23 protein-coding genes are annotated in these 18,650 nt (G+C 63.3%); 2 read left to right on the top strand and 21 right to left on the bottom strand.

What is annotated here, in order from left to right:
* Both AC07RM_RS12460 and AC07RM_RS12465 read left to right on the top strand, forming a co-directional pair.
* Entirely contained in the window at positions 1-411 is a 411-nt protein-coding gene (locus tag AC07RM_RS12460) for a hypothetical protein (RefSeq protein ID WP_495334655.1), read from the top strand.
* Positions 412-902: 491 nt separating this feature from the next.
* A complete protein-coding gene (locus tag AC07RM_RS12465) occupies positions 903-1,295 on the top strand; it encodes an IS66 family transposase (RefSeq protein WP_495334656.1) in 393 nt (130 codons plus the stop codon).
* On the opposite strand, the gene AC07RM_RS12470 is transcribed toward AC07RM_RS12465, so the two are convergent.
* From AC07RM_RS12470 to flgA, 21 genes are all read right to left on the bottom strand, one after another.
* Positions 1,292-1,636, bottom strand: coding sequence for a hypothetical protein (locus tag AC07RM_RS12470; protein WP_495334657.1), 345 nt, complete (start codon positions 1,634-1,636; stop codon positions 1,292-1,294). The two genes, AC07RM_RS12465 and AC07RM_RS12470, sit on opposite strands and share 4 nt — an antisense overlap.
* Positions 1,637-1,827: 191 nt before the next feature.
* Positions 1,828-3,006, bottom strand: a complete 1,179-nt coding sequence (locus AC07RM_RS12475) for a tetratricopeptide repeat protein (protein ID WP_495334658.1) — start codon at positions 3,004-3,006, stop codon at positions 1,828-1,830.
* Positions 3,003-3,872, bottom strand: a complete 870-nt coding sequence (locus AC07RM_RS12480) for a sigma-70 family RNA polymerase sigma factor (protein WP_495334659.1) — start codon at positions 3,870-3,872, stop codon at positions 3,003-3,005. The genes AC07RM_RS12475 and AC07RM_RS12480 overlap by 4 nt, the downstream gene beginning before the upstream one ends.
* A 9-nt stretch (positions 3,873-3,881) precedes the next feature.
* On the bottom strand, positions 3,882-4,592 hold the full coding sequence (fliP, locus tag AC07RM_RS12485) for a flagellar type III secretion system pore protein FliP (protein WP_495334660.1): 711 nt from the start codon (positions 4,590-4,592) through the stop codon (positions 3,882-3,884).
* A gap of 35 nt (positions 4,593-4,627) precedes the next feature.
* Positions 4,628-4,912 (bottom strand): flagellar biosynthetic protein FliO, encoded by a 285-nt coding sequence (locus AC07RM_RS12490; protein ID WP_495334661.1) that lies wholly within the window; start codon positions 4,910-4,912, stop codon positions 4,628-4,630.
* A gap of 281 nt (positions 4,913-5,193) precedes the next feature.
* Positions 5,194-5,625 carry a FliM/FliN family flagellar motor switch protein gene (locus tag AC07RM_RS12495; protein ID WP_495334662.1) on the bottom strand — a complete coding sequence of 144 codons (432 nt, stop codon included), beginning with the start codon at positions 5,623-5,625 and terminating at the stop codon, positions 5,194-5,196.
* Between the two features lie 25 nt (positions 5,626-5,650).
* Positions 5,651-6,451, bottom strand: a complete 801-nt coding sequence (locus AC07RM_RS12500; RefSeq protein WP_495334663.1) for a hypothetical protein — start codon at positions 6,449-6,451, stop codon at positions 5,651-5,653.
* A gap of 254 nt (positions 6,452-6,705) precedes the next feature.
* Positions 6,706-7,884, bottom strand: a complete 1,179-nt coding sequence (locus AC07RM_RS12505) for a flagellar hook protein FlgE (RefSeq protein ID WP_495334664.1) — start codon at positions 7,882-7,884, stop codon at positions 6,706-6,708.
* 10 nt (positions 7,885-7,894) lie between these two features.
* On the bottom strand, positions 7,895-8,290 hold the full coding sequence (locus AC07RM_RS12510; protein ID WP_495334665.1) for a flagellar hook capping FlgD N-terminal domain-containing protein: 396 nt from the start codon (positions 8,288-8,290) through the stop codon (positions 7,895-7,897).
* Entirely contained in the window at positions 8,287-9,219 is a 933-nt protein-coding gene (locus tag AC07RM_RS12515; protein WP_495334666.1) for a hypothetical protein, read from the bottom strand. The genes AC07RM_RS12510 and AC07RM_RS12515 overlap by 4 nt, the downstream gene beginning before the upstream one ends.
* Positions 9,216-9,707, bottom strand: coding sequence for a hypothetical protein (locus tag AC07RM_RS12520; protein ID WP_495334667.1), 492 nt, complete (start codon positions 9,705-9,707; stop codon positions 9,216-9,218). Before AC07RM_RS12520 ends, AC07RM_RS12515 begins: the two co-directional genes overlap by 4 nt.
* Positions 9,704-11,281 (bottom strand): FliI/YscN family ATPase, encoded by a 1,578-nt coding sequence (locus AC07RM_RS12525; protein WP_495334668.1) that lies wholly within the window; start codon positions 11,279-11,281, stop codon positions 9,704-9,706. The genes AC07RM_RS12520 and AC07RM_RS12525 overlap by 4 nt, the downstream gene beginning before the upstream one ends.
* On the bottom strand, positions 11,278-12,174 hold the full coding sequence (locus AC07RM_RS12530) for a FliH/SctL family protein (protein WP_495334669.1): 897 nt from the start codon (positions 12,172-12,174) through the stop codon (positions 11,278-11,280). The genes AC07RM_RS12525 and AC07RM_RS12530 overlap by 4 nt, the downstream gene beginning before the upstream one ends.
* A complete protein-coding gene (locus AC07RM_RS12535) occupies positions 12,174-12,848 on the bottom strand; it encodes a hypothetical protein (protein WP_495334670.1) in 675 nt (224 codons plus the stop codon). The genes AC07RM_RS12530 and AC07RM_RS12535 overlap by 1 nt, the downstream gene beginning before the upstream one ends.
* Positions 12,845-14,455, bottom strand: a complete 1,611-nt coding sequence (fliF, locus tag AC07RM_RS12540) for a flagellar basal-body MS-ring/collar protein FliF (protein WP_495334671.1) — start codon at positions 14,453-14,455, stop codon at positions 12,845-12,847. Before fliF ends, AC07RM_RS12535 begins: the two co-directional genes overlap by 4 nt.
* A gap of 94 nt (positions 14,456-14,549) precedes the next feature.
* A complete protein-coding gene (fliE, locus tag AC07RM_RS12545) occupies positions 14,550-14,879 on the bottom strand; it encodes a flagellar hook-basal body complex protein FliE (protein ID WP_495334672.1) in 330 nt (109 codons plus the stop codon).
* Positions 14,876-15,346 (bottom strand): flagellar basal body rod protein FlgC, encoded by a 471-nt coding sequence (gene flgC, locus AC07RM_RS12550; protein WP_495334673.1) that lies wholly within the window; start codon positions 15,344-15,346, stop codon positions 14,876-14,878. Before flgC ends, fliE begins: the two co-directional genes overlap by 4 nt.
* A 20-nt stretch (positions 15,347-15,366) precedes the next feature.
* On the bottom strand, positions 15,367-15,756 hold the full coding sequence (locus tag AC07RM_RS12555) for a flagellar basal body rod protein FlgB (protein WP_495334674.1): 390 nt from the start codon (positions 15,754-15,756) through the stop codon (positions 15,367-15,369).
* Positions 15,757-15,805: 49 nt separating this feature from the next.
* Complete coding sequence (locus AC07RM_RS12560) at positions 15,806-16,960, bottom strand: flagellar basal body P-ring protein FlgI (RefSeq protein ID WP_495334675.1); 1,155 nt, start codon at positions 16,958-16,960, stop codon at positions 15,806-15,808.
* 14 nt (positions 16,961-16,974) lie between these two features.
* The gene (locus tag AC07RM_RS12565) at positions 16,975-17,520 is read right to left on the bottom strand and encodes a flagellar basal body L-ring protein FlgH (RefSeq protein WP_495334676.1); all 546 of its coding nucleotides are present in this window, start codon (positions 17,518-17,520) and stop codon (positions 16,975-16,977) included.
* Positions 17,521-17,591: 71 nt separating this feature from the next.
* Complete coding sequence (gene flgA / locus AC07RM_RS12570; RefSeq protein ID WP_495334677.1) at positions 17,592-18,578, bottom strand: flagellar basal body P-ring formation chaperone FlgA; 987 nt, start codon at positions 18,576-18,578, stop codon at positions 17,592-17,594.
* Between the last annotated feature and the right edge of the window lie 72 nt (positions 18,579-18,650).

Consider the following 18,650-nt stretch of genomic DNA (forward strand, 5'->3'; position numbering starts at 1 on the left):
ATGAGTCATATTAATAATGAGTTCAACGAACTACTGGGCGAAATGGAATCAGGATGGCAAGAGATAAGTGTAAATTGGGCGGCGGAAAAGCTACGCGAATTTTCCGCATTAGATTGGACTTTGCTTGAAAATGTTTTACTAGCAAAGCCAGCTTTTTGGCAAGAGCGCTGCGCCGAAGCGGCCGGACTGCTAGATGATCCGCGATCGAAACAACTGTTAATAAGACTACTTTACTCAGATTTTATGCAGGTTGCTTCAGTCGCTGCATCAGAGCTTGACAATCTTTCAGTAAAAATGCCTGCGCAAACAAAAGAAAGGCTTATTGAAATTTACAACTACCTTGAGTCTCAGAGAAGTCCCAGAAAAGATGATTTGCTAAGATTACTAGAGCGGCTTCCTAGCCCAGCCTGAATGTTCATCAAAGAATTGCGGAAAGGCATGTTTCTTAAATATGAGCACAGTGCGGGCATCCCTTTGCTCCTGTGGATGCAGTCGTTGGGCTGACGGTTGATCTCCAGTTCTTGAAGAAGGGGCTTTGTGAAAGACAGGCTAGCTGTCCCTTTCTTTTTAGCCCTAGCGCCGCAGGCCGTTAGCGCGTGCTGGAAACGGCTACCATCTGCGCGCTATCGAGCTTTGAAGCGGCACTACGCGAAAGTCTTTGCGCCACTTCCCGCTGCACCGACTGCGCAAGTTTCCTCGCTGATTGCGTACCTTGATGTGGATCCACTACCTAGTCTGGATGACTACCCGCCCGATTCTTAAATCGGTGAGCGCCGGCCTACGGGCGGGTCGACTGACCGGAGAGGCCCTCAGCCACTTCCTGAAGCCGGAGTCGATCCAATCTGCAGTCCGTGGAGAATCACTAAGTCTAAGTGGGATGACTGTTCGCTTACGAACTGCATTTGTGGCTGCAACTCGAGCGCGCCAGGGTGCCCGACGGCGCGGCGGCGGCCAAGGCCTTGAGCTACAGCCTAGATGCCTGGACTGCGCTGACGCACAACCTGGTCGGCGGCGACTTGCCGGTGGACAATAACCACTTAGAAAATCGAATCCGCTCATGGACAATGGGACGCCGCGCCTGGCTGTTCGTAGGCAGCGAACTGGCTGACCAGCACGCCGCCATCGTGATGTGCCTGACGCAGTCGGCTCGCCTGTGCAGCCACAATCCGCATGCCTATCTCAAGGACGTCCTGGAGCGCCTGCCCACGCACCTGAACAGCCGCATTGACGAGCGCTTGCCTCATCGCCGGACGTCCGCGACCGCATACGTCCACAGGGCCGGACCGTCGTACTAATCGGCTGCTGCTACTGCATTCACCTGTTGTGCAACTGCGAGCACTTCAAGGGAGGTGTAGGCGCCAACTTGGTAACCAAACAACACCTCTTCAAATCGAGCTACTTCGGAGCGCCACCGCGATTGATAGACGGGTGGCTGGCCCGTGTTCTGGAAGTCATGTGAGGCCAGGGCTTCGACATCGTGCGCCCCCGAACCCATGGTTGCCAGCTCTTCGAATGAATACCCCATGAAGCTTCCACCGGGGTAAACGGTTACTAGATGCCCTCCGCTGTTCTTGCCCATCGTCAGGTAGTGGGCAAGGATACGGTCTCTTTTGTAGATGACTTGGAGTGTGATCACGTTTGTGCACTACGCAGTTGCCGAGTTTGCCGCCACAACGATGGCGGCGACGGACAGAGCTAACTTCAAGATGGAGCACTCAGAAGCCGACGGCTCCCATGTCGTCCGCCTCCCACCCATATGGAACGGCCAGCGGCCTACTCTCATCTAGCCGCATGACGGACCCAGATGACCGAAACTTAGATATGCAGCTATCCATGCGGTGCCGTATTCCGCGCAAAAGATCCCGCAGACACTAGATCGACGAAGGACCGTCCTCTTGCATCATGATGCTGACCCAGTGCATCGCTCGCGATGCTCAAGAATTTCCGAGGATCAGCAGCATCGCCACTCAATACCGCTTGGGCGTATCGTGCACTCAGCCCCCTTGGATCTAACTTGAGCGCCCGTCGAATCGATGATTCGGCCTGTCCCGAACTGCCTTGAAGGGCTTCGACGACCGCCATGGCGCCATGGCTTTCTCCAAAATTCCCGTCCAACCCCAACGCCGCTTCGAAGGCAATCCGAGCCCCATCGAGATCTTTCCGGACGATATCGCACCAGCCAAGGCCCAACCAAGTACCGAGATGCAGGGGCATGAATTTCACCGCGCGCCCAAACAGCTCGCGAGCAGCGTCTAGATCCGAGCGCAACAGCTGCGCCATTGCCGATGCAGCCAGCGTTCGTCCATCGTCGGGCCGCTGCGTCAACGCTTCTGACAAGAACCCCCACGCGCCATCGGCATCGTTCTCGCCAAGGAGCGTAGTACCCAAAGCCACAAGCGCTTCATGCTGCTTTCCATTCATGTTCAGCGCATGCGTGGCCCACGCCAAGGTTCGTGGCAGATCGTTGGCATCCAAGGCCAACAGGCCTGCGACGCCAAAAGCCTCCGCTGAAGTCGCGCGCGCTGTGTGCTGCTCGAAGATCTCCAGCGCCTCTTCGATAGCACCGGTTTGATGCAAGCAACGCAACAGGAGCACCAGACTCTGCGGCACGGTTTCAACATGCGTTGCCACTATTGGCCGAACTCTGTCAAGCGCTTCGATGTACCTCGCCGTCGCAAAATGAACATACGCCAGGTTATAGGCAAGAATGGGGTCGCCCTGCCCCTCGTCGATCAGACTCGTCAGCAACAGCTCCGCTTCCTCCCATCGTGCCTTGGCCATCCCGATCAAGGCCATGCGGTGTCGCCATCCGAAATCCTGGGGAAGCCGCGTCAGCACCCAGGTTGTCTGTTGTTCCGCCATGTCGAATGCGCCGAGTGCGAGGGCTAGGTCAAAGATATCGGCGCGAAGACGCAGGTTCTCGGGGTCTGACTCTAGATGGCTCCGCAAACGCTGCAGTCGCGCGTCTGTGGCGGTCGAATCGGCGGGCGGATGAGCATCGGTCATGTGGCAGATCCTGATTCTGGAGGTTGAATGGCCGATGGCATCATCAGCCTGCGCAGGCGCCCTAGCGCCTGCTCATGCAGTTGCGACACGCGCCCCTTGGTAATACCCAATGACTGGGCGACGTCCGTGAAAGGCAGACCCTGAAGATAGTGCAGACGAACAACAGATTGCTCGCGCGGCGTGAGTTCTTGGATCAGGCCTCGAAGACGGTGTTGCTCTTGCTTGAAAACCAGAGATTCGTAGCAACCGTCCGGCAGTGCGCTGTCCTCGGCTTGCAGCATGCCCGTATCGTCAAGCATGAAGCTCAGCATCATGCCGGCGCTGACTTCCGCCATGCCACTCAAGAGCTCGGAGGCGGAAAGGCTCGGCGAATCAAGCTCCCGGCTGCTGCGCAGCGCGGCCAGGCGCTCCGCCGTGAGCTTGCGATGCAGGCTGATTTGCTCCTGCCGCTCGCTCACATGCTCCAGGCCGTTGCGGATTGCGCCCTGCATCCGTGCGTAGGCGTATGTCCTGAACTGCGCCCCGCGTCGGGGATCATATCGGTCCAGTGCCTCGATCAACCCCAGAGTCGCCCACTGCACATACTCCGCGTACTCCGTCTCGTGATGGACATGCAACCTATACAGACCGCCGGCCACTGCTTTTGCATACGGAAGATGCAGCAGGATCAGAGCCTCGCGCGCCTGCGGGTCCTTCGATTCGATGTGCTGTTGCCACAGCAGCGCTTCGGCCTCGTGCTGGTCAACCTTCTTCTGGACGTCGAGATGTTCCGATGCCTTGCCGCGCACCGTGGCGTGCTCGGCTGCCAACGCAGTCAGCTCGGGCGCCCCGTAGGGCGCACGCGACAAGGGATCGCCCGCAGTCATTGCATCGATTCAATGAAACGATCCGACAAGGGCCTTGAGCACCAGGCTCCATCCGTCGATCAGCACGAACATCAGTATCTTGAGCGGCAGGCTGATGGTTGCGGGCGGCATCATCATCATGCCCAGTGCCATCAGGATCGTCGCCACCACCAGGTCAATGAGCAAGAACGGCAAGAAAATGACGAAGCCGATCTGGAAGGCCGCGCGCAATTCCGACAACATGAATGCCGGCACCAGCTGCACATTGCTGATGTCATCCATGGACTGCGGCGCCTTGGCTTTGGACAACTCCACCATCAACGCAAGGTCCTGTTCACGGGTTTGACGTACCATGAATTCCCTCAACGGCACGGTCCCATTTTTGTAGGCAACCTCCATGGATTGCTTGCCCTCCATGAAGGGCTGGAACGCATCCTGATTGATCTTCTGCAGCACTGGCGACATGATGAAGAGGGTCAAGAACAGGGCCAGACCGATCATTGCCGAGTTGGGTGGCGTTTCCTGCATGCCGATCGCATGGCGCAACATCGACAGCACGATGATGGTTCGAAGGAACGACGTCACGCAGACCAATAGCGCCGGCAAGATGGCGAGCACCGTGAGGCCCAGCACGACGCGCAGCGCCTGCGCGGTTTCCGTGGACGGCGTGGGCGTCGCAGCCGCGGCCGCGCGCGCGGCCTGCGACCAGGCGCCTGGCACGAGGCACAGGAAGCCCAACACGCAGATCGCGAGCGACCTGAAGATTCGATGCCCTTTCATGCTTGTCGGGCTGCGCCAGCGCCCACCTCGGCATCGGACGCCGGCAAATCCTGCCTCTGCGGATCGCTCTTTTTCCCGAGCACCATGATGCTGCCGTCCGTGCAGCCCAGCATCCACTCCAGCCCGTCCCAGTGCACCACATGAATGCTGGCGCGAGGTGTGAGCCGCACGGATTCACCGACTCTCAGCGCCTGGACTGTCCTGCGGGGACCGACGAGCCGCCACCAACGGGTGGCGAAACGCGATTGCGTGACGCCGCCGCCATCGATCGCTGCGAGCATGTCGAGGCCTCGACGCTTCCAACCATTGCGCCGCAAGAAAAGCCATGCTGCGCATACGAGAACCAGCATGACGACGACCAGGGCCCCCGGGACACCAACCCCGTCGGCGTGCCACGGTGCGGTGTCGTCCCGCCGCAGCGGCAGGCTCGTGGCGATCCCGGACGGTGAGCGGTCCGCTGGCACAGACTCGTTGCCAGCAAGGGGCGAGCTCGCGGCTTGATGCATCAGCACCCCAACACTACTCCCCGCGGCGAAGCGGCGAATCGATCCAAACAAGGCACTCACGGCACAAGGAGGCTTGGCAACTCGGTGATTCGGACACCGAATTGCTCGCCCACCGCCACCAGCACACCGCGCGCGACCACCTGCCCTTCCAGCAGCACATCCACCGGCTCATCCACCGTCGTATCGAGCCGCAGGACCTGCTGCGCCTTAGCAGCCATGAGCTCACCGACGGTCACCTCGACCGTGCCCACACACACGGTCAGCCTGGCCTTCACGCGATGCAGCGGATTTGACGTGCCGGCACCTGCGGCCAACCCCGGGATTGCGGGCGCAGCTCCAGCCTGCGGCGCGTGCGAAAGCTCGCTGAAGCTCAGGGCTTGTGCGCGCACCCCGGCTGCATCGGTGGGGGCAGAGGACGCGACGGGCATTGGATTCGACGATTGCACGGCAGTCGCCATCGAGGGAGCTCGAACGGAAGGATCGGTCATGGAATACATTGGAGAAGGAAGTGGTCTAGGCGACCCGACTTGGGCCTGTCGGCAGAAGTTCGATGGCGCGCCGTGCGCGTTGACGGCCCAAAAAAGCACCGCAGATCGGCGTCTCGCCCTCCTGGCCGAAGGCCATGCTGGGGTGGACGAGCAGCGGCGCATCGAGGTCATGCGCAGTGCACAGGATGTCGCCCAGGCGCAGCGTGGCGAGGGCGCCGAGCGGAATTTCCATGGGCTTCAGATCCAGCGTCAGAGTGACCGGCGTCCGTTCAAGTGCCTGCAGGACCCCTATCGTTCCGGACACGGCGCTGGAAGTCTTCGGGGCCGATGCGAAGCGTCGTGCCTCGAGCCATGCCGCAACGCAGCCGCCCGGCGCCAGAAGCACCAGTCGCACGCCGCACCAAGGCAACTCGACACACAACGAGCCCTCCCAGCGTTTCAGCAGCTTCGCCGGCAGTGACGTGGCAGCATCGGCCGTGCATGGGGTGTCTCCGTCCGTCTGCGAAGACCTATTCGGCGACGTCGTGGCAAGGGCAATGCCCAGGCTCTCGCACAGGTCCAGCCAGGCCGCGTCCGCCAACTGATCAGCCAGGCGGTCTTCGCCAAGGCCGTGGCGCAAGGTGTCCATCTCACCGAACAGTTCTTTCAGAAGCACGGCACGAGGATCAAGGTTTGGCGGCTTCGGCGTGCTGCGCCGCTCCAAGGCACCGGCAGGAATGCCTTGGGCTCCGGAGTGTTCTGGCAGCAAGGTCCACCACAGCGTCTGGCGTCCCTCCAACCGCAGAGCGTTCCAGCGAGCGGACAGCAATCCAGGGTCACGCGTCACGGCAGTGCTTCCTGCCTCAACCACCGGCAACCGCCGCTGCGCTGGTGGATGTCGTGTCACATACGTCGGCCACTGCGCCGTCCACGCATCGACGACGGCGCCGATGGCGCCCGCGAACTGGTCGCTTTGCGTCTGCGACCAGTGACGCAGAGGGCTGGCGGCCTCACTCGCCGCCAAAGACAAGAAAGCAGAGGGCGGAGGGCCGTGAGGCGGTTCAGCCTGGTCGCGGCCCGGCACGATCGTAGAGGGCGTGTTCACTTGTTCAGCATGCCGAACAGGGCTGTGAGCATGTCGCTGGCCGTCGACACCACCTGCGAGCAGGCCTGGTAACCGCGTTGCATGATGACCAGGTTGCTGAACTCCTGGGACAGACCGACATTCGACATCTCGATGGTGCCGGAATGGATTTGCCCGAACTGGCCCGAGCCGGCAACGCCGATCTGCCAGGTCGCACCGCCCCTGCTGGAAAATTCGTTGCTGCCGACCGCTTCCACGTCGTCCGGCGAGCTGAACTGCGCCAGTGCCAGCTGGCCTTTCTTCGCCGTCTGTCCGTTCGAATAGCTCAGGACCAGCGTGCCCGTGCTGTCAAAGGTTTCTTGGCTCAAGGTGCCGACCCCGAAGCCATCTTGCCCGGCAAAGGTCAAAGTCGAACCTGTACCGGTATCGAAGGAGGTGACACCGCTGGACATGTCGAGCGTCAGCGCCATCGGTGCCTCGCCGGGCGGGGTGTATGTGAAGGCGAGCTTTCCGGTCGCAACGGTGGGCGAGCCGTTCTCGAACTTGAGATTGGCCGTTCCCACGGTGGTCGCGCCATCCTTCAGTGTGGCAGTCCAGCTACCGGGCGTTCCGGAAACCGGTGCGAATTCGAGCGTCAGCTTGTGGGTCGTGCCAGCCTTGTCGATCACGGTAAGGTTTCCGACGGTGGCGGTGGTTGCCGTCGAGGACAGATTGCCGTTGAGCGTGACCTTGGTGGTTGCCTGTGCCGCGCTGGTCTGCAGGCTGGTCAGCGATACGGTATGCAGTTCGCCTCCACCGTCGCTCATCATCACCTGCTCGCCCGTTGCCGTGGACACCAGCGTCCCGCTGTCATCGAACTTGAACTGCCCATCCTTGGTGTAGTGGAGATTGCCGCGGGAGTCTTTCAGGATGAAGAACCCGTTGCCATCGATCGCCAGGTCCAGCGGATTGCCAGTGCTCAGCGGTTGCCCTTGCGAGAAGCTGAGCGTGGTGCCCAGCGTGCTGAGCCCATGGCCGACCTGCCCGAAGGACCCGCTACCGATACCCCCGTTGTTGCCATAGGGCATGTCAGCGAACTGAGTGGTCGCCGCCTTGAAGCCCGGCGTATTGAGGTTTGCCGTGTTGTTGGAGATCGTGAGCAGCCCCTGCTCGAAGCCGCGCAGACCACTCTCCGCAATCATGATGGAATCGATCATTGGAGCCTCGTTACTGGACGGAAGTGATCTGGGCCAGCGTGACCCCGGTGAGCGTGCCCGCGCTGGTCTTGAGCGTCAGTTGCGGCGTGCCGGTCGTCAGGTCGATCGAGGTCACCGCCCCAGAGACGGGTCCGCTCGCGGTGGAAATGTTGATGGTGTGACCGATGAGGCCAATCGATTGCTGCGCCGCCTGGTTGACCACCATCGCCTGGATGTTGGCGTTGACCTGCTGGGTCTGTTCCAACGACGTGAACTGAGCGATCTGAGCCATGAACTCCTGGTTGTCCATGGGCTTCAGGGGGTCTTGGTAGGTCAGCTGCGTCATCAACACCTGCAAGAAATCCTGCAGGCTCAGGTCGGAATTGCTGGTGGGGCCGCTGGCCCCGCTGACTGCGCCGATGGTCATGACACCTCCTGTGAATAGGGTTTGGTAAAAGGGGGACTGGAAGAGAAAACCGGCACTGCGGGACGAAGCGTGGCCACGCGCCGTGCCGCGGCGTCGACAACGTCGTGCGCCCAGACCCGTCGCCCGTTGCACATCAGCGCGATCAGTCGTTCACCGCTCGCGGCGAGCACACGTTGCAGCTGCAGCGCCAATGCATCCAGGGGCAGATGAACACCGGCATCGGTGCCGAGCCAGACCCGAACACCTTGCTCGGACCACTCCGCATGGAGCCGTACGGCGTCGTCTTCGACCGACTGCTGTGCCATGCCAACAGGGCGCTCGGCCGATGGGCTGGAGCGGCCGGCGTCGGGCTCAGAGTCCTCGCCGACGTCCCCCTCGGCCAGCACAGCCGAGCCAAAAAAGGGACTGTCCGCAGAGGCCCATGGTGCTGGCGGGACACCACTGCTCGCGGCCTGCGTTCCGCCGAGCACATCGCCCATCGAATGGGTCGGAACGACCGTTCGCATCAATGCTTGCGCAGCCGCCTGGGCAAACAAAGCGACGGTGCAGGCGCGATCGCGCTGGGGACGCAAGGTGGACGAGGTCGCCAAAGAAGCCTCGTGGGCTTGCTTTGCGGTGGCATCGTTCCCCGCGACGCGCGACCACGCCGGGCTCGAGGAATTTTCACCGAGTTGCCTGACCGCAGGGGCTGGATCGGGAGGCGCGCAGGCAGAGCTCGACGCGGGCCCGACCGCCTCGGGCGCTATTGGTGGCGGGGCACCGAACCATGCGGAGAACCCGCCTTCCTGTGCGCGCTCCAGTGCGCGCTGCCAGTCCAGTTGCCGAGACTGGCCATCGCCACCGTCGCGAGGTTGCGGCAGCGTGAACTGCTCGTGGCCATGCGCCGCGGGCCATTGCATCATCAACGGGAAAAGGATGCCCTGCGTCATGCCGGCGCTCCGAGGTTCGCGGCGGTGTCGTGCATATCGTCGCTCGTGCGACGCGCCAACCAATCCCGGTCTGCCGCGGCAGCCGTAAGCGCGGTATCGGCTCGCACGAATTCAGCGACCGCTTCGTCGCGGTGCGCCTGCACGGCCTCCAGTTTCAGTTGCTGTTCGCGAGAGCGCACCATGAGCTCGTCGCGCTGCATCTGCAGATCGGTCAACCGTTGGCTCGACACGGCGATCTTTTCGCGCTGTTGTCGCAGCCAGTGCAGGCTGCGTGCATGCCGGGTCGGATCACAATGCGCCAACAAGGCCTGCGCCGCATGGCGCCCCTGTTGGTGAAGTTCTTCATGCAGGACCTCCATCTCCTCTTGCGCTTCCGCGATGTGGCGCTGAATCCTTCCGAGGCGTGTGCGAAGTTCGTCAAGCTGCCACTGTCGCAGGCGCAGCAACGGATCGAGCGCGTAGTCGAAGCGTCTGAGGTCGGCACTCATGCCGCGCTCCTGTGCGTGCCTGATGGCGCTTTCGCGGGCGGCACGGTCGACGTCAAGGAGTCGCTGCGCGTACCGGCGGAGACCGCCGAAGGACGCGGCCGTCGTCCAGCGCCGTCTTCCGGCAGCTGGACCGCTTTGCTGCGGATCACCTCGAGCCTTGCGTGCCATTGCTGCAGCTGCTGCATGGCCTCGCTGCGGGAGACACCTCCCGCGAACTGGCGCAACCATGCCTGCAGCTCGGCCTGGCAGGCCAGGGCCGCATCCAGATCCGGGTTGGACCCGGCCTCATACGCCCCAAGTTCGACCATCTGCCGATTGCGCTCGAGCAGCGCCAGCGTGCGGACCGCGGCAAGGATCATCTCTCGCTCCTGCGCCTGCGTGAGGTCTGGCAGCAAGCGACTGGCACTCTTGAGAATGTCGATCGCCGGATACTGGCCCTGGTGCGCCAGGTGCCGGGACAAGACAATGTGTCCGTCCAGGATCGCGCGCAGCGCGTCGGAGACCGGCTCGTTCAGGTCGTCGCCCTCAACGAGGACGGTCAACAACGCAGTGATGGAGCCGCCCGACGGCGCCGTCCCGCAACGCTCGCACAGCTCTGGCAACTCGGCAAACACCGAGGGCGGATAGCCACGTGCGGTGGGCGGCTCGCCAGCCGACAGGCCGATCTCCCTGCGCGCCATGGCAAGACGGGTGATGGAGTCCATCGTGAGCAAGACCTGGCGGCCTTGTTCGCGGAAATACTCCGCGATCGCGAGCGCCGCATAAGCGGCGCGAACCCGTGCGAGCGCCGGCTGATCTGCGGAGGCAACCACGACGACCGAGCGCCGCAAGCCTTCGGGTCCCAGCTGCCTTTCGATGAACTCGCGAACCTCGCGCCCCCGCTCGCCAATGAGGGCAATGACGTTGACATCCGCGGTCACGTGCTGCGCGATCATCCCCAACAACGTGCTCTTGCCGACGCCCGAGCCGGCGAAGATGCCCACGCGCTGCCCCTGTCCAAGCGTGAGCAAGCCATCGATGCTGCGCACGCCGGTTTCCAGCACACGCTCGATGCGCGGTCTGCGCATCGGATTGGAGGGCGCGCTGCGCACGGGGACTGTCGCGGTCGTGGCGGGCCAGGGCCGATCGTCCAGCGGACGGCCCAGGCCATCGATCACGCGTCCGAGCAATGCGTCACCGACTTCGATGTCGGAATGGTTTCCGAGCGCCAAGACGGTGCTGCCGACCGCAATCCCTTGCATGCTGCCGTAAGGCATCAGCGTCACGCGTGCGGGCTGAATGGCGACGACCTCGGCCAGCAACATCGTCGGGCCGGAGTCGCCGAAGGCATCGAGTTCGCTCATCGGCGCTCCGCCCATCAACAGCGTTCGCAGTCCCGCGACCACGGGCACGCCCGGCGGCAGGATCGCGCAGAGTTCTCCCACACGGCTGCGCGGCCCCTGGGCCTCAATGGCCAGCCCGCGCAGGCTGCGCACTACACCCGAGCGCTGGGTCAACTCACACGTGCGGACGCGCTGCAGCAACCCGCGCAATCCATCAGACCCGGTTTGGACTGAACTTGGCGGAGTTGTCATGGGGGCACCGATGCGTGGCCACTGGAGCGCATCTGCCGGCCGGCGAGCAGCACACCGCGCAGCGCAGCGAGTTGCGTCTCGATCCTCGCATCCAGACTCCCTTGCACACCCTGGACGATGCATCCACCGAACTCGACGCGCGCTTCAGGCAACCATCGGACACCGCGCGCCCCCTGTTGCCCCAGCCAGCGCGCGACGGCCGCGTCGGTTTGCAGCACTTCAAGATCATCCGGATGGACATGGATCGACACGACATCGGCTGCAGACCCTTCGGCGCCGGCACCACAGCATTCCTCGATGGCTTGTCGCACCATCGCGCGAAGGTTGGCAGGATCGAGCGCCATGCCACCCACCAAGCGGCAGGTGGCCGCATGCACGATGGCAATCATGTCATCCTCGATCGAATGCAGCTGCTGAACGAGCTGCGTCATCGACTGCGCATGCAGCTTCGCCAGCCATTGGTCCATACGCTCCATGCGTGCCTTCATGTCCTGCAGGCTAGACTGGGCCTGACGCGCGACCTCTTGCTCCCCGGCAACCCGTCCCTCCTCCATCCCCTTTCGGTGGCCTTGGTCGAAACCGGCGCGATAGCCCTGCTGATGCGCATCCTGCGAACCTCTGCGGTAGCCCTCCTCCCTGGCTTGGCGCAAGGCCTCGTGGTTTGTCTGCTCCTCGACGCTGTTCGAGGCACGCTCCGGATCTGCACTTCGCTGCACCGAGCTCGCCGTCGACGACAAATGCTCGGTTGATGCATCGGAGGATGCGGCCGCAGCGCGCGCCTGCACGACCGGTGAGCGCGCTCTTCGCAGTTCACGCGGCTCAGGCCCGAGCACCACACCGTGCAATACGGCCGCCTTTTCATCCTCGGCCGTCGACATTGTCAGACTCGTCATCAGAGGATCTCCCCGGATCGGTTGTGGGGCAGCAGCCGCCGCCACCAGCCGCCTCCTGGCTGTCGCCGGCCCTGCGCCCCTGAGACAAAGGCGATCGGTTGCCGTCGCGACTGCGCATCGGGGCGCGACTCGATCGAGTCCGCTGAACGAGCCACAAAGGTCAACCGGACCTCCAGCAACGCGAGCAGATGCTGATCGAACTTGCGTTTCGGCACCGGTTCATCGACGGGGTCCGCTGCAGCGGCCCGGCGTCGGGCCATGCAAGCCTGGACCTGCTGTCGCTTGACATCTCTCAGTTCGACCAGGAACCGAGCGGCCCAGGGCCAATCACGCTGGGCAAGCAGATCCGCGACAAGCTCTGCTGGCTCGCCGCCCAGCACACGCGCCAATACCTGGGCGTCTGCATCTTCCAGGTTGACTCGGGTCGCACCGGCCACATTCGGCGCAGGGGCAGACAGGGCGTGCTCCAAGAGGTCCCGATCGGCGGGAATGCTCAACTCGGCTAACTCTTCCAGCAAGTCGTGCAATCGCTGCTGTTGCGACGAAGGCAGTTCGCCCAGCAACCAAGCACGATCGCGCTCCTCCAACGCGTTCAACAACAAGGCAGCCTTGTGCGCGCCGTCGCCCTGCGCCGTGGGGTGCATCCATGGCGCCATGAACAGGGCCTGGCTCATCGCGTGCCCTGCACAGGGTGCACCCCGGTGCCGACCACACCCACTGGGGAGTCAACAGGTTGCGTCGTGGACGGCCGCTGCACCGCGGGCTCCTGCATCCAGGCACGCACACGGGAGAGCAATTCTTCACGCTCTCGCTCGCTCAGAGGGGAAGGGTTGTGGGGTGCGACGCCGCGGCGCAGGCTCCAAAGGCCCCAGAACAGCAGACCCAGGACGGCCGCCACGAAGACGGCGACGAACCCGGCATGCGCATCCCCCCACGCCACCGCTGAACGCCACCCGGTCCAGCCAGAAATGTCATCCACGGCATCCCCGTGACGGCTCGACCCGCCCCGCACGAGCGGCTCAGCCCCAGGCGATGCTGCCTCGGCATCGGCGGAGTTGTCCGAGTGACGCCCGGAGGCCACGAAGCCTGCCACGGTCTGCACCACGACGGAGTCGCCCCGCTCGAGGGAAGCACCCACGGCCGCAGCGACCATCCTGCGCAATTGTTCCTGCTGATCGGGCGACAAGGCATCGCGCACCACAACTGCGACCTGGATCCGGCGCACTGAACCGGGTTGGCTGATCACCTGTTCGACGCGATGTCCGACGGCGTACTCCACCTCATGCTGGTTGCTGCCGCCCAGCGGCGCCACGGGATTTCCCGTGCCATTCGATCCGAGCGGCGACCCCATTTCGCGGGACGTGTCCTTCTCCCGCGTGATCACCCCCGTGGGCGCGGCGCCCGGTCTGCTCGGTGAACCGATGAACTCGTCCGTATTGCTCTGGACACGATCCATATTGAGCGTCACGTCCACGCTGGCCATCGCCAGACCCTGCCCCAGGGCACGCTCGAGTACCAGGACGGCCTTGCGGGAAAGATACGTTTCCGTGTCCTTCTTGAGATCGAGCCTTGCGGTGCTGGGAGCCGGCCCTGCGTCGCCGAGAGCGTCCTCGATCGAGCGCGTGAGCGCCACGCCGCTCTGGTCGACGATCGTCACGTCCTGGGCCAGAATGCCAGGAACGGCGGCGGACACCAGACGCTGTAGGCCTTGAACTTGCTCGCCTCGCAAGAGGCGCCCCGATTTCAACGTGAGCGTGACAGAGGCCTTCGGCCTGCTGGTGGCCTGCTTGAAAAGTCCCTGCTCGGGCAGCGCGAGCAATACGCGTGCATCCTGAATTTCGTCGAGCGCCAGGATGGTTCGTGTCAGCTCACCCTGGAGGGCGCGCTGATAGCTGATTTTTTGCGCGAACTCGGTCATCCCCAGATCGCTGTTATTGAACAATTCGAAGCCGACCGCGCCATGCAGCGGTATGTCCTTGCCCATCAACTTGATGCGGGTCCTGTAGACCTCGTCGCGATCGACGAGGATCGACACGCGGTTGCTTGCGGGCGCTTCTCCCTCGCCACTCAAGAGATAGGGAATCTTGAGTCGATCGAGTTCTGCCGTCATTGCTGCGGTGTCCTGAGGCGAGAGCCCGGCGAAAAGCACCTGATAGTCCGTGCGAAGAAGCCATGCCGCCGCCATGACACTCAGCATGACGATTGCCGCCACACCCGCGACCAGCCCACGACGCCCGGCGGCCCCGAAGCGTTGCGCCAGATAGTCCCAGAAACGTCTCATTGCCCTTGCACTCCGTACGCTGTCGACGCTTTGGCGCGCCGTTGCTTACCGCCGCGGTTGGCGTCGCCGCATTGCTGTTGCTGCTGGCTCACTGTCAGACCTGCATCTTCATGACGTCCTGGTAGGCCTCCAGCAAGCGTCCGCGCACTTGCATCAGAAGCTGAAAGGACAAGCGGCTCTCCTCCAGCCGGATCATCACCTGATGGAGGTTCTGAGCGTCACCCATGGCCAGTTGCTGAAGATCGGTCTGCGACACCAGCAGCGCGTTGTTCACATCGGACAACCCCTGACTCACGAGCTGCCCGAATGGCGCTGATGCGCTGCCGACTGCCCCAAGGCTCGGGCCTGGGCTCATGGCAACGGCCGAGTTCGCCCCAGCGCTCGCGGCGACGGCCGTCAGCGCAGCGGTGAAGTCGGCGCTCATGAGTTGCTCCCGATGTCCAGCGCACGCAGTGCCAGCGTCTTGGCCATGTTCATGGCGGCGACATTGGCTTCGTAGGCACGCATCGCACTCATCATGTTGACCATCTCGGTCGCGCTGTCCACGTTCGCATAGGCCACAAAGCCCTTGCTGTTGGCCATGGGATGGCCCGGTTGGTAGACCATCCTGGGTGGCGTCGTGTCGGGTTCAATACTGACCTGAGGCAATCCCGACGCTGCGACCGATGCGCTGGCCACCCCCGCCGCGTTCGTCATCTGATCGGCAAAATCCTGAGGGGCAACCAGCACGCCGGGCACGCTGCGTACAAGTGCGCGCAGCGCCTGATAGCCGCCGGCCTCGGCGCTTTGCACGGTATTGGCGTTGGCGAGGTTCAGCGTGGCTACGTCCACACGCGTGCGCTCGGCCGTCATCCCTGCCGCGCTGATGGCAAAAGCTCTCGAGTAGTCCATTGTTCGATACCTCTGGTGTCTTATTTCTTTCCGTCGTTGACGGCGATCGACAGAATTCCGTAATGCTGCTGGAGTCCCTTGGCCAGGGCCTGGTACTGCACCCCGTTTTGCGCCATGTGCGCGACCTCCATGTCCAACTGCACCCTCGCGCTCAGCCCAGAAGCGCCATCACGCGCCTGTATCTCCAGGCGCGGCGACACGCCTGCCAGGGAAGACATGTCCAGCGCGCCGCGGCCATCCATCGATCTGCGCGCGTCCTCCAGCTGGGCCTCGAAATCGACGCTCAGCGGTGCGTAGTCCGCCACGTTGGCATTGGCGATGTTGGTCGCGATGGCTTGTTGGCGCAGGCTCGCCGCATCCAGCGCGAGGCCCAACACGGTTGTCGTGATCGCTTCCAGACCATCTGTCATGCAATGCTCCTGAATGATTGGGGGTTGTCGGGCTGAAACATGTGGCGCTCTACTGGACAACGAGTTCCGCATGCAGCGCGCCTGCGGCCTTCACGGCTCGCAGGATGGAAATCACGTCGCGGGTGTTGGTCTTGAGCTTGGCCAGCGACTGGACGAGATCGGCCACCGTGCTGTTGTCTGGCCCCAGAAAACCTGGTCCATTCTGTTCATTGACATCGACTGTCGTGTTGGTGAGGAGCGCTGTGCGCACACCGGCGCCGCCACCCCAGAGGCCGTTGGGCTGGGAGGCGGTGTTGGTGCTGGCAATCGATATCTTGAGGTCACCGTGCGAGATCGCGACCTTTGAGATCCGGACATCCCCCCCGGCGACCACCGTGCCGGTGCGTTCGTTGATGACGACGCGTGCGCGCCGATCCGGCTCCACGTTGACGTTCTCAATCCTGGCGATGAAATTCACCAGTTGGTCGCGCTGCCCCTCGGGGACACGTACTTCGATGCCCTCGGCGTCGCGTGCCTGCGCCAGGCCGGCGTCGATCTGCGTGTTGATCGCCATGGCGATGCGGTTGGCGGTCGTATAGTCAGGATCGGTCAGCACGAAGGTCACGGTCTGATTGGCACCCACCATCTGGGCATTGATCCCGACCTCGACCCTGGCACCGTTGGGCACCGAACCCACGGTAGGATGGTTTTTCTGGACGACGTTGCCATTCGCGTCGTAGCGATAGCCGCCCACGGACAACGGGCCTTCCGCCAGGGCATAGACCCGCCCGTTCGCGCCTTTCAGCGGCGCAATCAGGAGACTCCCGCCGACAAGGCTGCGGGCGTCCCCTGCCGAAGCCACCGTCACATCCAAGGTGTCACCCGCGCGCGCGAACGGAGGCATCTCGGCGGAGACCATCACGATGGCAACGTTGCGGCTCTGAATCTGGGAGGCCGGCACGCTCAGGTTGAATTGGGACAGCACATTGGAGAGTGCTTGCCGGGTCGTCGCGCTGGTTGGAGAGTCCCCGGTCCCGGCGAGCCCGGTCACGACCCCATAGCCGGTTAGTGCGTTCTCGCGCCACCCCTGCAGCTTGCCCAGGTCCTTGACACGCACCGTCTCGGTTCTTGCGGAGGTGACCTGCGCAGCTGCCGGTATCGGGCCCGCGGCGAGCATACAGAGCAGCGTCGAGCCGATCCATGCAAGATTGCGCAAGGTGAGCACGTCGAGGCCTCCCATCACAGACCGATCCAGTCGACGACGTGACGCCACCAGGCACGTTTCTGCCGCTCCGACAGGTCACCGTCGCCGATGTAATTGATATGAGCGTCTGCGAGTCGCGTGGACAGCACCACGTTGTCGCTGGAAACGTCCTGCGGACGCACGCGCCCTTCCAGATTCACCTTGTGCTGCTCTTCATTCACCGTCAGTACTTGGTCTCCCGCGATCTTGAGGTCCCCGTTGGGAAGCACCTCGCGCACCGAGACGCTCAGCGTGACCAGCAGCTTGTTGGCGCGCTGCGTGGTCCCGCCGCCATCGAAACTGCCGGCTTGCGCCAGGTCACCGCCACGACGTCTCGCGCTCTGGGTGGAACCGAATCCCAGGCTCAAGCTGTTGCTGCGCTGCGTAGAAGTGTCTGTGGTGGTTGACGCGGAAGATTGTTCGTAGACTTGCACGGTGAGCAAGTCGCCGACACGAAACGCCTTGTGGTCGCCAGCAAGCGCCTTGTAGGAAGACTCGTCATACAGGCTCTCGGCATGCAAGCCGGAGGTGGACAAAGACAACAGGAGTATCAAAGCTGTCGCGGGGTGGTGCGGCCATCGCCGATCCCACCGAACGGGTCTCCAAAACTTCTTCACTGACGCACCTCGACTTGGCCGGGCGCAGTGACGCGCGCCACGACGGTGCCAGATGCTCCGGCCAGCCTGACGCGAACCGCCTGCCCGAGGACACCGTCCTGCATTACTTCAACGCGGCTTTCCAACTCGATCATCCCCTGGAAGGCACGCAGCGTGGCGTAGTCGCCACGTGCGACCATGGGTCGCTTCTCAACGTCCGCCCGTGTGAGCGGGCTGCCTGCGGCGAGAGGGCGACGCAATCGGAGGGCGCCCACGTCTTCCGGGTTCGCGGTGCCTGCCGCAACGTTGGCGGCCGCCTCGCTCTCCTCGGGCATCGATGGCCCGAGGGGCGGGGAGCTGCGGCCCGACCACTCCACGTCCTGCACGGTGAATTGCCCCGCCTTGCGTCGGGCGAGATCGACTGTTTGCCCCGCAGGGAGGCTGTTCACGGCCACGTAGGCCGGCGCAAAGACACTGACCTCCAGGCCAACGGGTACCGTCCGGACGAAGCGGCCGTCCACCCAGAGGTCCACCCACACTGACTGGCGCTTGGCCAACATTGAAGGGTCGGTGCCCTGCGGATCCAGCATCCCCGCTCTTGCCGCATGGCGCCAACCTATCGCAGCGCGAGGCCGCAGCTCGAGCGCCCCGCCCGGCACGTGAAGGTCCCGCGGAATCTCGTTGACATCCACCTGCGCTCGCAGGCCGCTCTTGGCAAGCGTCGCCCGCAACGCGCCTTGTGCTGCGGCTGCGATCTGCTCGCCCGACACATCGACGGTCGCGAGCCGGATCTGACTGCCTGCAGGCCCGCGCCAGGCAATCTGGTCGGCAGCCATCCCGAGGCGGACGCGAATCCAGCGAAGCACCGTATCTCGCTCCAGCGGGACCGCTTCCCCATTTTGAGGCAATCGTCCAAGCGGCAGAGCCATCAAGTGCTGCAAGATTGGCAACGAGCTGCTGGTGATGTTCGCCACGTCTCCCAGCGTGACCTCAGGATGGGTCATCCTCACGCCTTGCCGCAATTCCATCTGCGCCGATGCCGATGCCGATGTGAGAGCCTCAGCGCCAGCCAAGGA

Source organism: Variovorax sp. GW821-FHT09B05, from assembly GCF_059418265.1.

What these genes read in the sequence shown, in the direction of transcription:
- AC07RM_RS12505 (WP_495334664.1), bottom strand. Translation starts at nt 7,884, where the DNA reads ATGATCGATTCCATCATGATTGCGGAGAGTGGTCTGCGCGGCTTCGAG.
- AC07RM_RS12510 (WP_495334665.1), bottom strand. Translation starts at nt 8,290, where the DNA reads ATGACCATCGGCGCAGTCAGCGGGGCCAGCGGCCCCACCAGCAATTCC.
- fliF (WP_495334671.1), bottom strand. Translation starts at nt 14,455, where the DNA reads ATGAGACGTTTCTGGGACTATCTGGCGCAACGCTTCGGGGCCGCCGGG.
- AC07RM_RS12555 (WP_495334674.1), bottom strand. Translation starts at nt 15,756, where the DNA reads ATGACAGATGGTCTGGAAGCGATCACGACAACCGTGTTGGGCCTCGCG.
- AC07RM_RS12460 (WP_495334655.1), top strand. Translation starts at nt 1, where the DNA reads ATGAGTCATATTAATAATGAGTTCAACGAACTACTGGGCGAAATGGAA.
- AC07RM_RS12535 (WP_495334670.1), bottom strand. Translation starts at nt 12,848, where the DNA reads ATGAGCCAGGCCCTGTTCATGGCGCCATGGATGCACCCCACGGCGCAG.
- AC07RM_RS12490 (WP_495334661.1), bottom strand. Translation starts at nt 4,912, where the DNA reads ATGCTCGCAGCGATCGATGGCGGCGGCGTCACGCAATCGCGTTTCGCC.
- AC07RM_RS12525 (WP_495334668.1), bottom strand. Translation starts at nt 11,281, where the DNA reads ATGACAACTCCGCCAAGTTCAGTCCAAACCGGGTCTGATGGATTGCGC.
- AC07RM_RS12520 (WP_495334667.1), bottom strand. Translation starts at nt 9,707, where the DNA reads ATGAGTGCCGACCTCAGACGCTTCGACTACGCGCTCGATCCGTTGCTG.
- AC07RM_RS12475 (WP_495334658.1), bottom strand. Translation starts at nt 3,006, where the DNA reads ATGACCGATGCTCATCCGCCCGCCGATTCGACCGCCACAGACGCGCGA.
- AC07RM_RS12480 (WP_495334659.1), bottom strand. Translation starts at nt 3,872, where the DNA reads ATGACTGCGGGCGATCCCTTGTCGCGTGCGCCCTACGGGGCGCCCGAG.
- flgA (WP_495334677.1), bottom strand. Translation starts at nt 18,578, where the DNA reads ATGACCCATCCTGAGGTCACGCTGGGAGACGTGGCGAACATCACCAGC.
- AC07RM_RS12515 (WP_495334666.1), bottom strand. Translation starts at nt 9,219, where the DNA reads ATGACGCAGGGCATCCTTTTCCCGTTGATGATGCAATGGCCCGCGGCG.
- flgC (WP_495334673.1), bottom strand. Translation starts at nt 15,346, where the DNA reads ATGGACTACTCGAGAGCTTTTGCCATCAGCGCGGCAGGGATGACGGCC.
- AC07RM_RS12530 (WP_495334669.1), bottom strand. Translation starts at nt 12,174, where the DNA reads ATGACGAGTCTGACAATGTCGACGGCCGAGGATGAAAAGGCGGCCGTA.
- AC07RM_RS12495 (WP_495334662.1), bottom strand. Translation starts at nt 5,625, where the DNA reads ATGACCGATCCTTCCGTTCGAGCTCCCTCGATGGCGACTGCCGTGCAA.
- fliE (WP_495334672.1), bottom strand. Translation starts at nt 14,879, where the DNA reads ATGAGCGCCGACTTCACCGCTGCGCTGACGGCCGTCGCCGCGAGCGCT.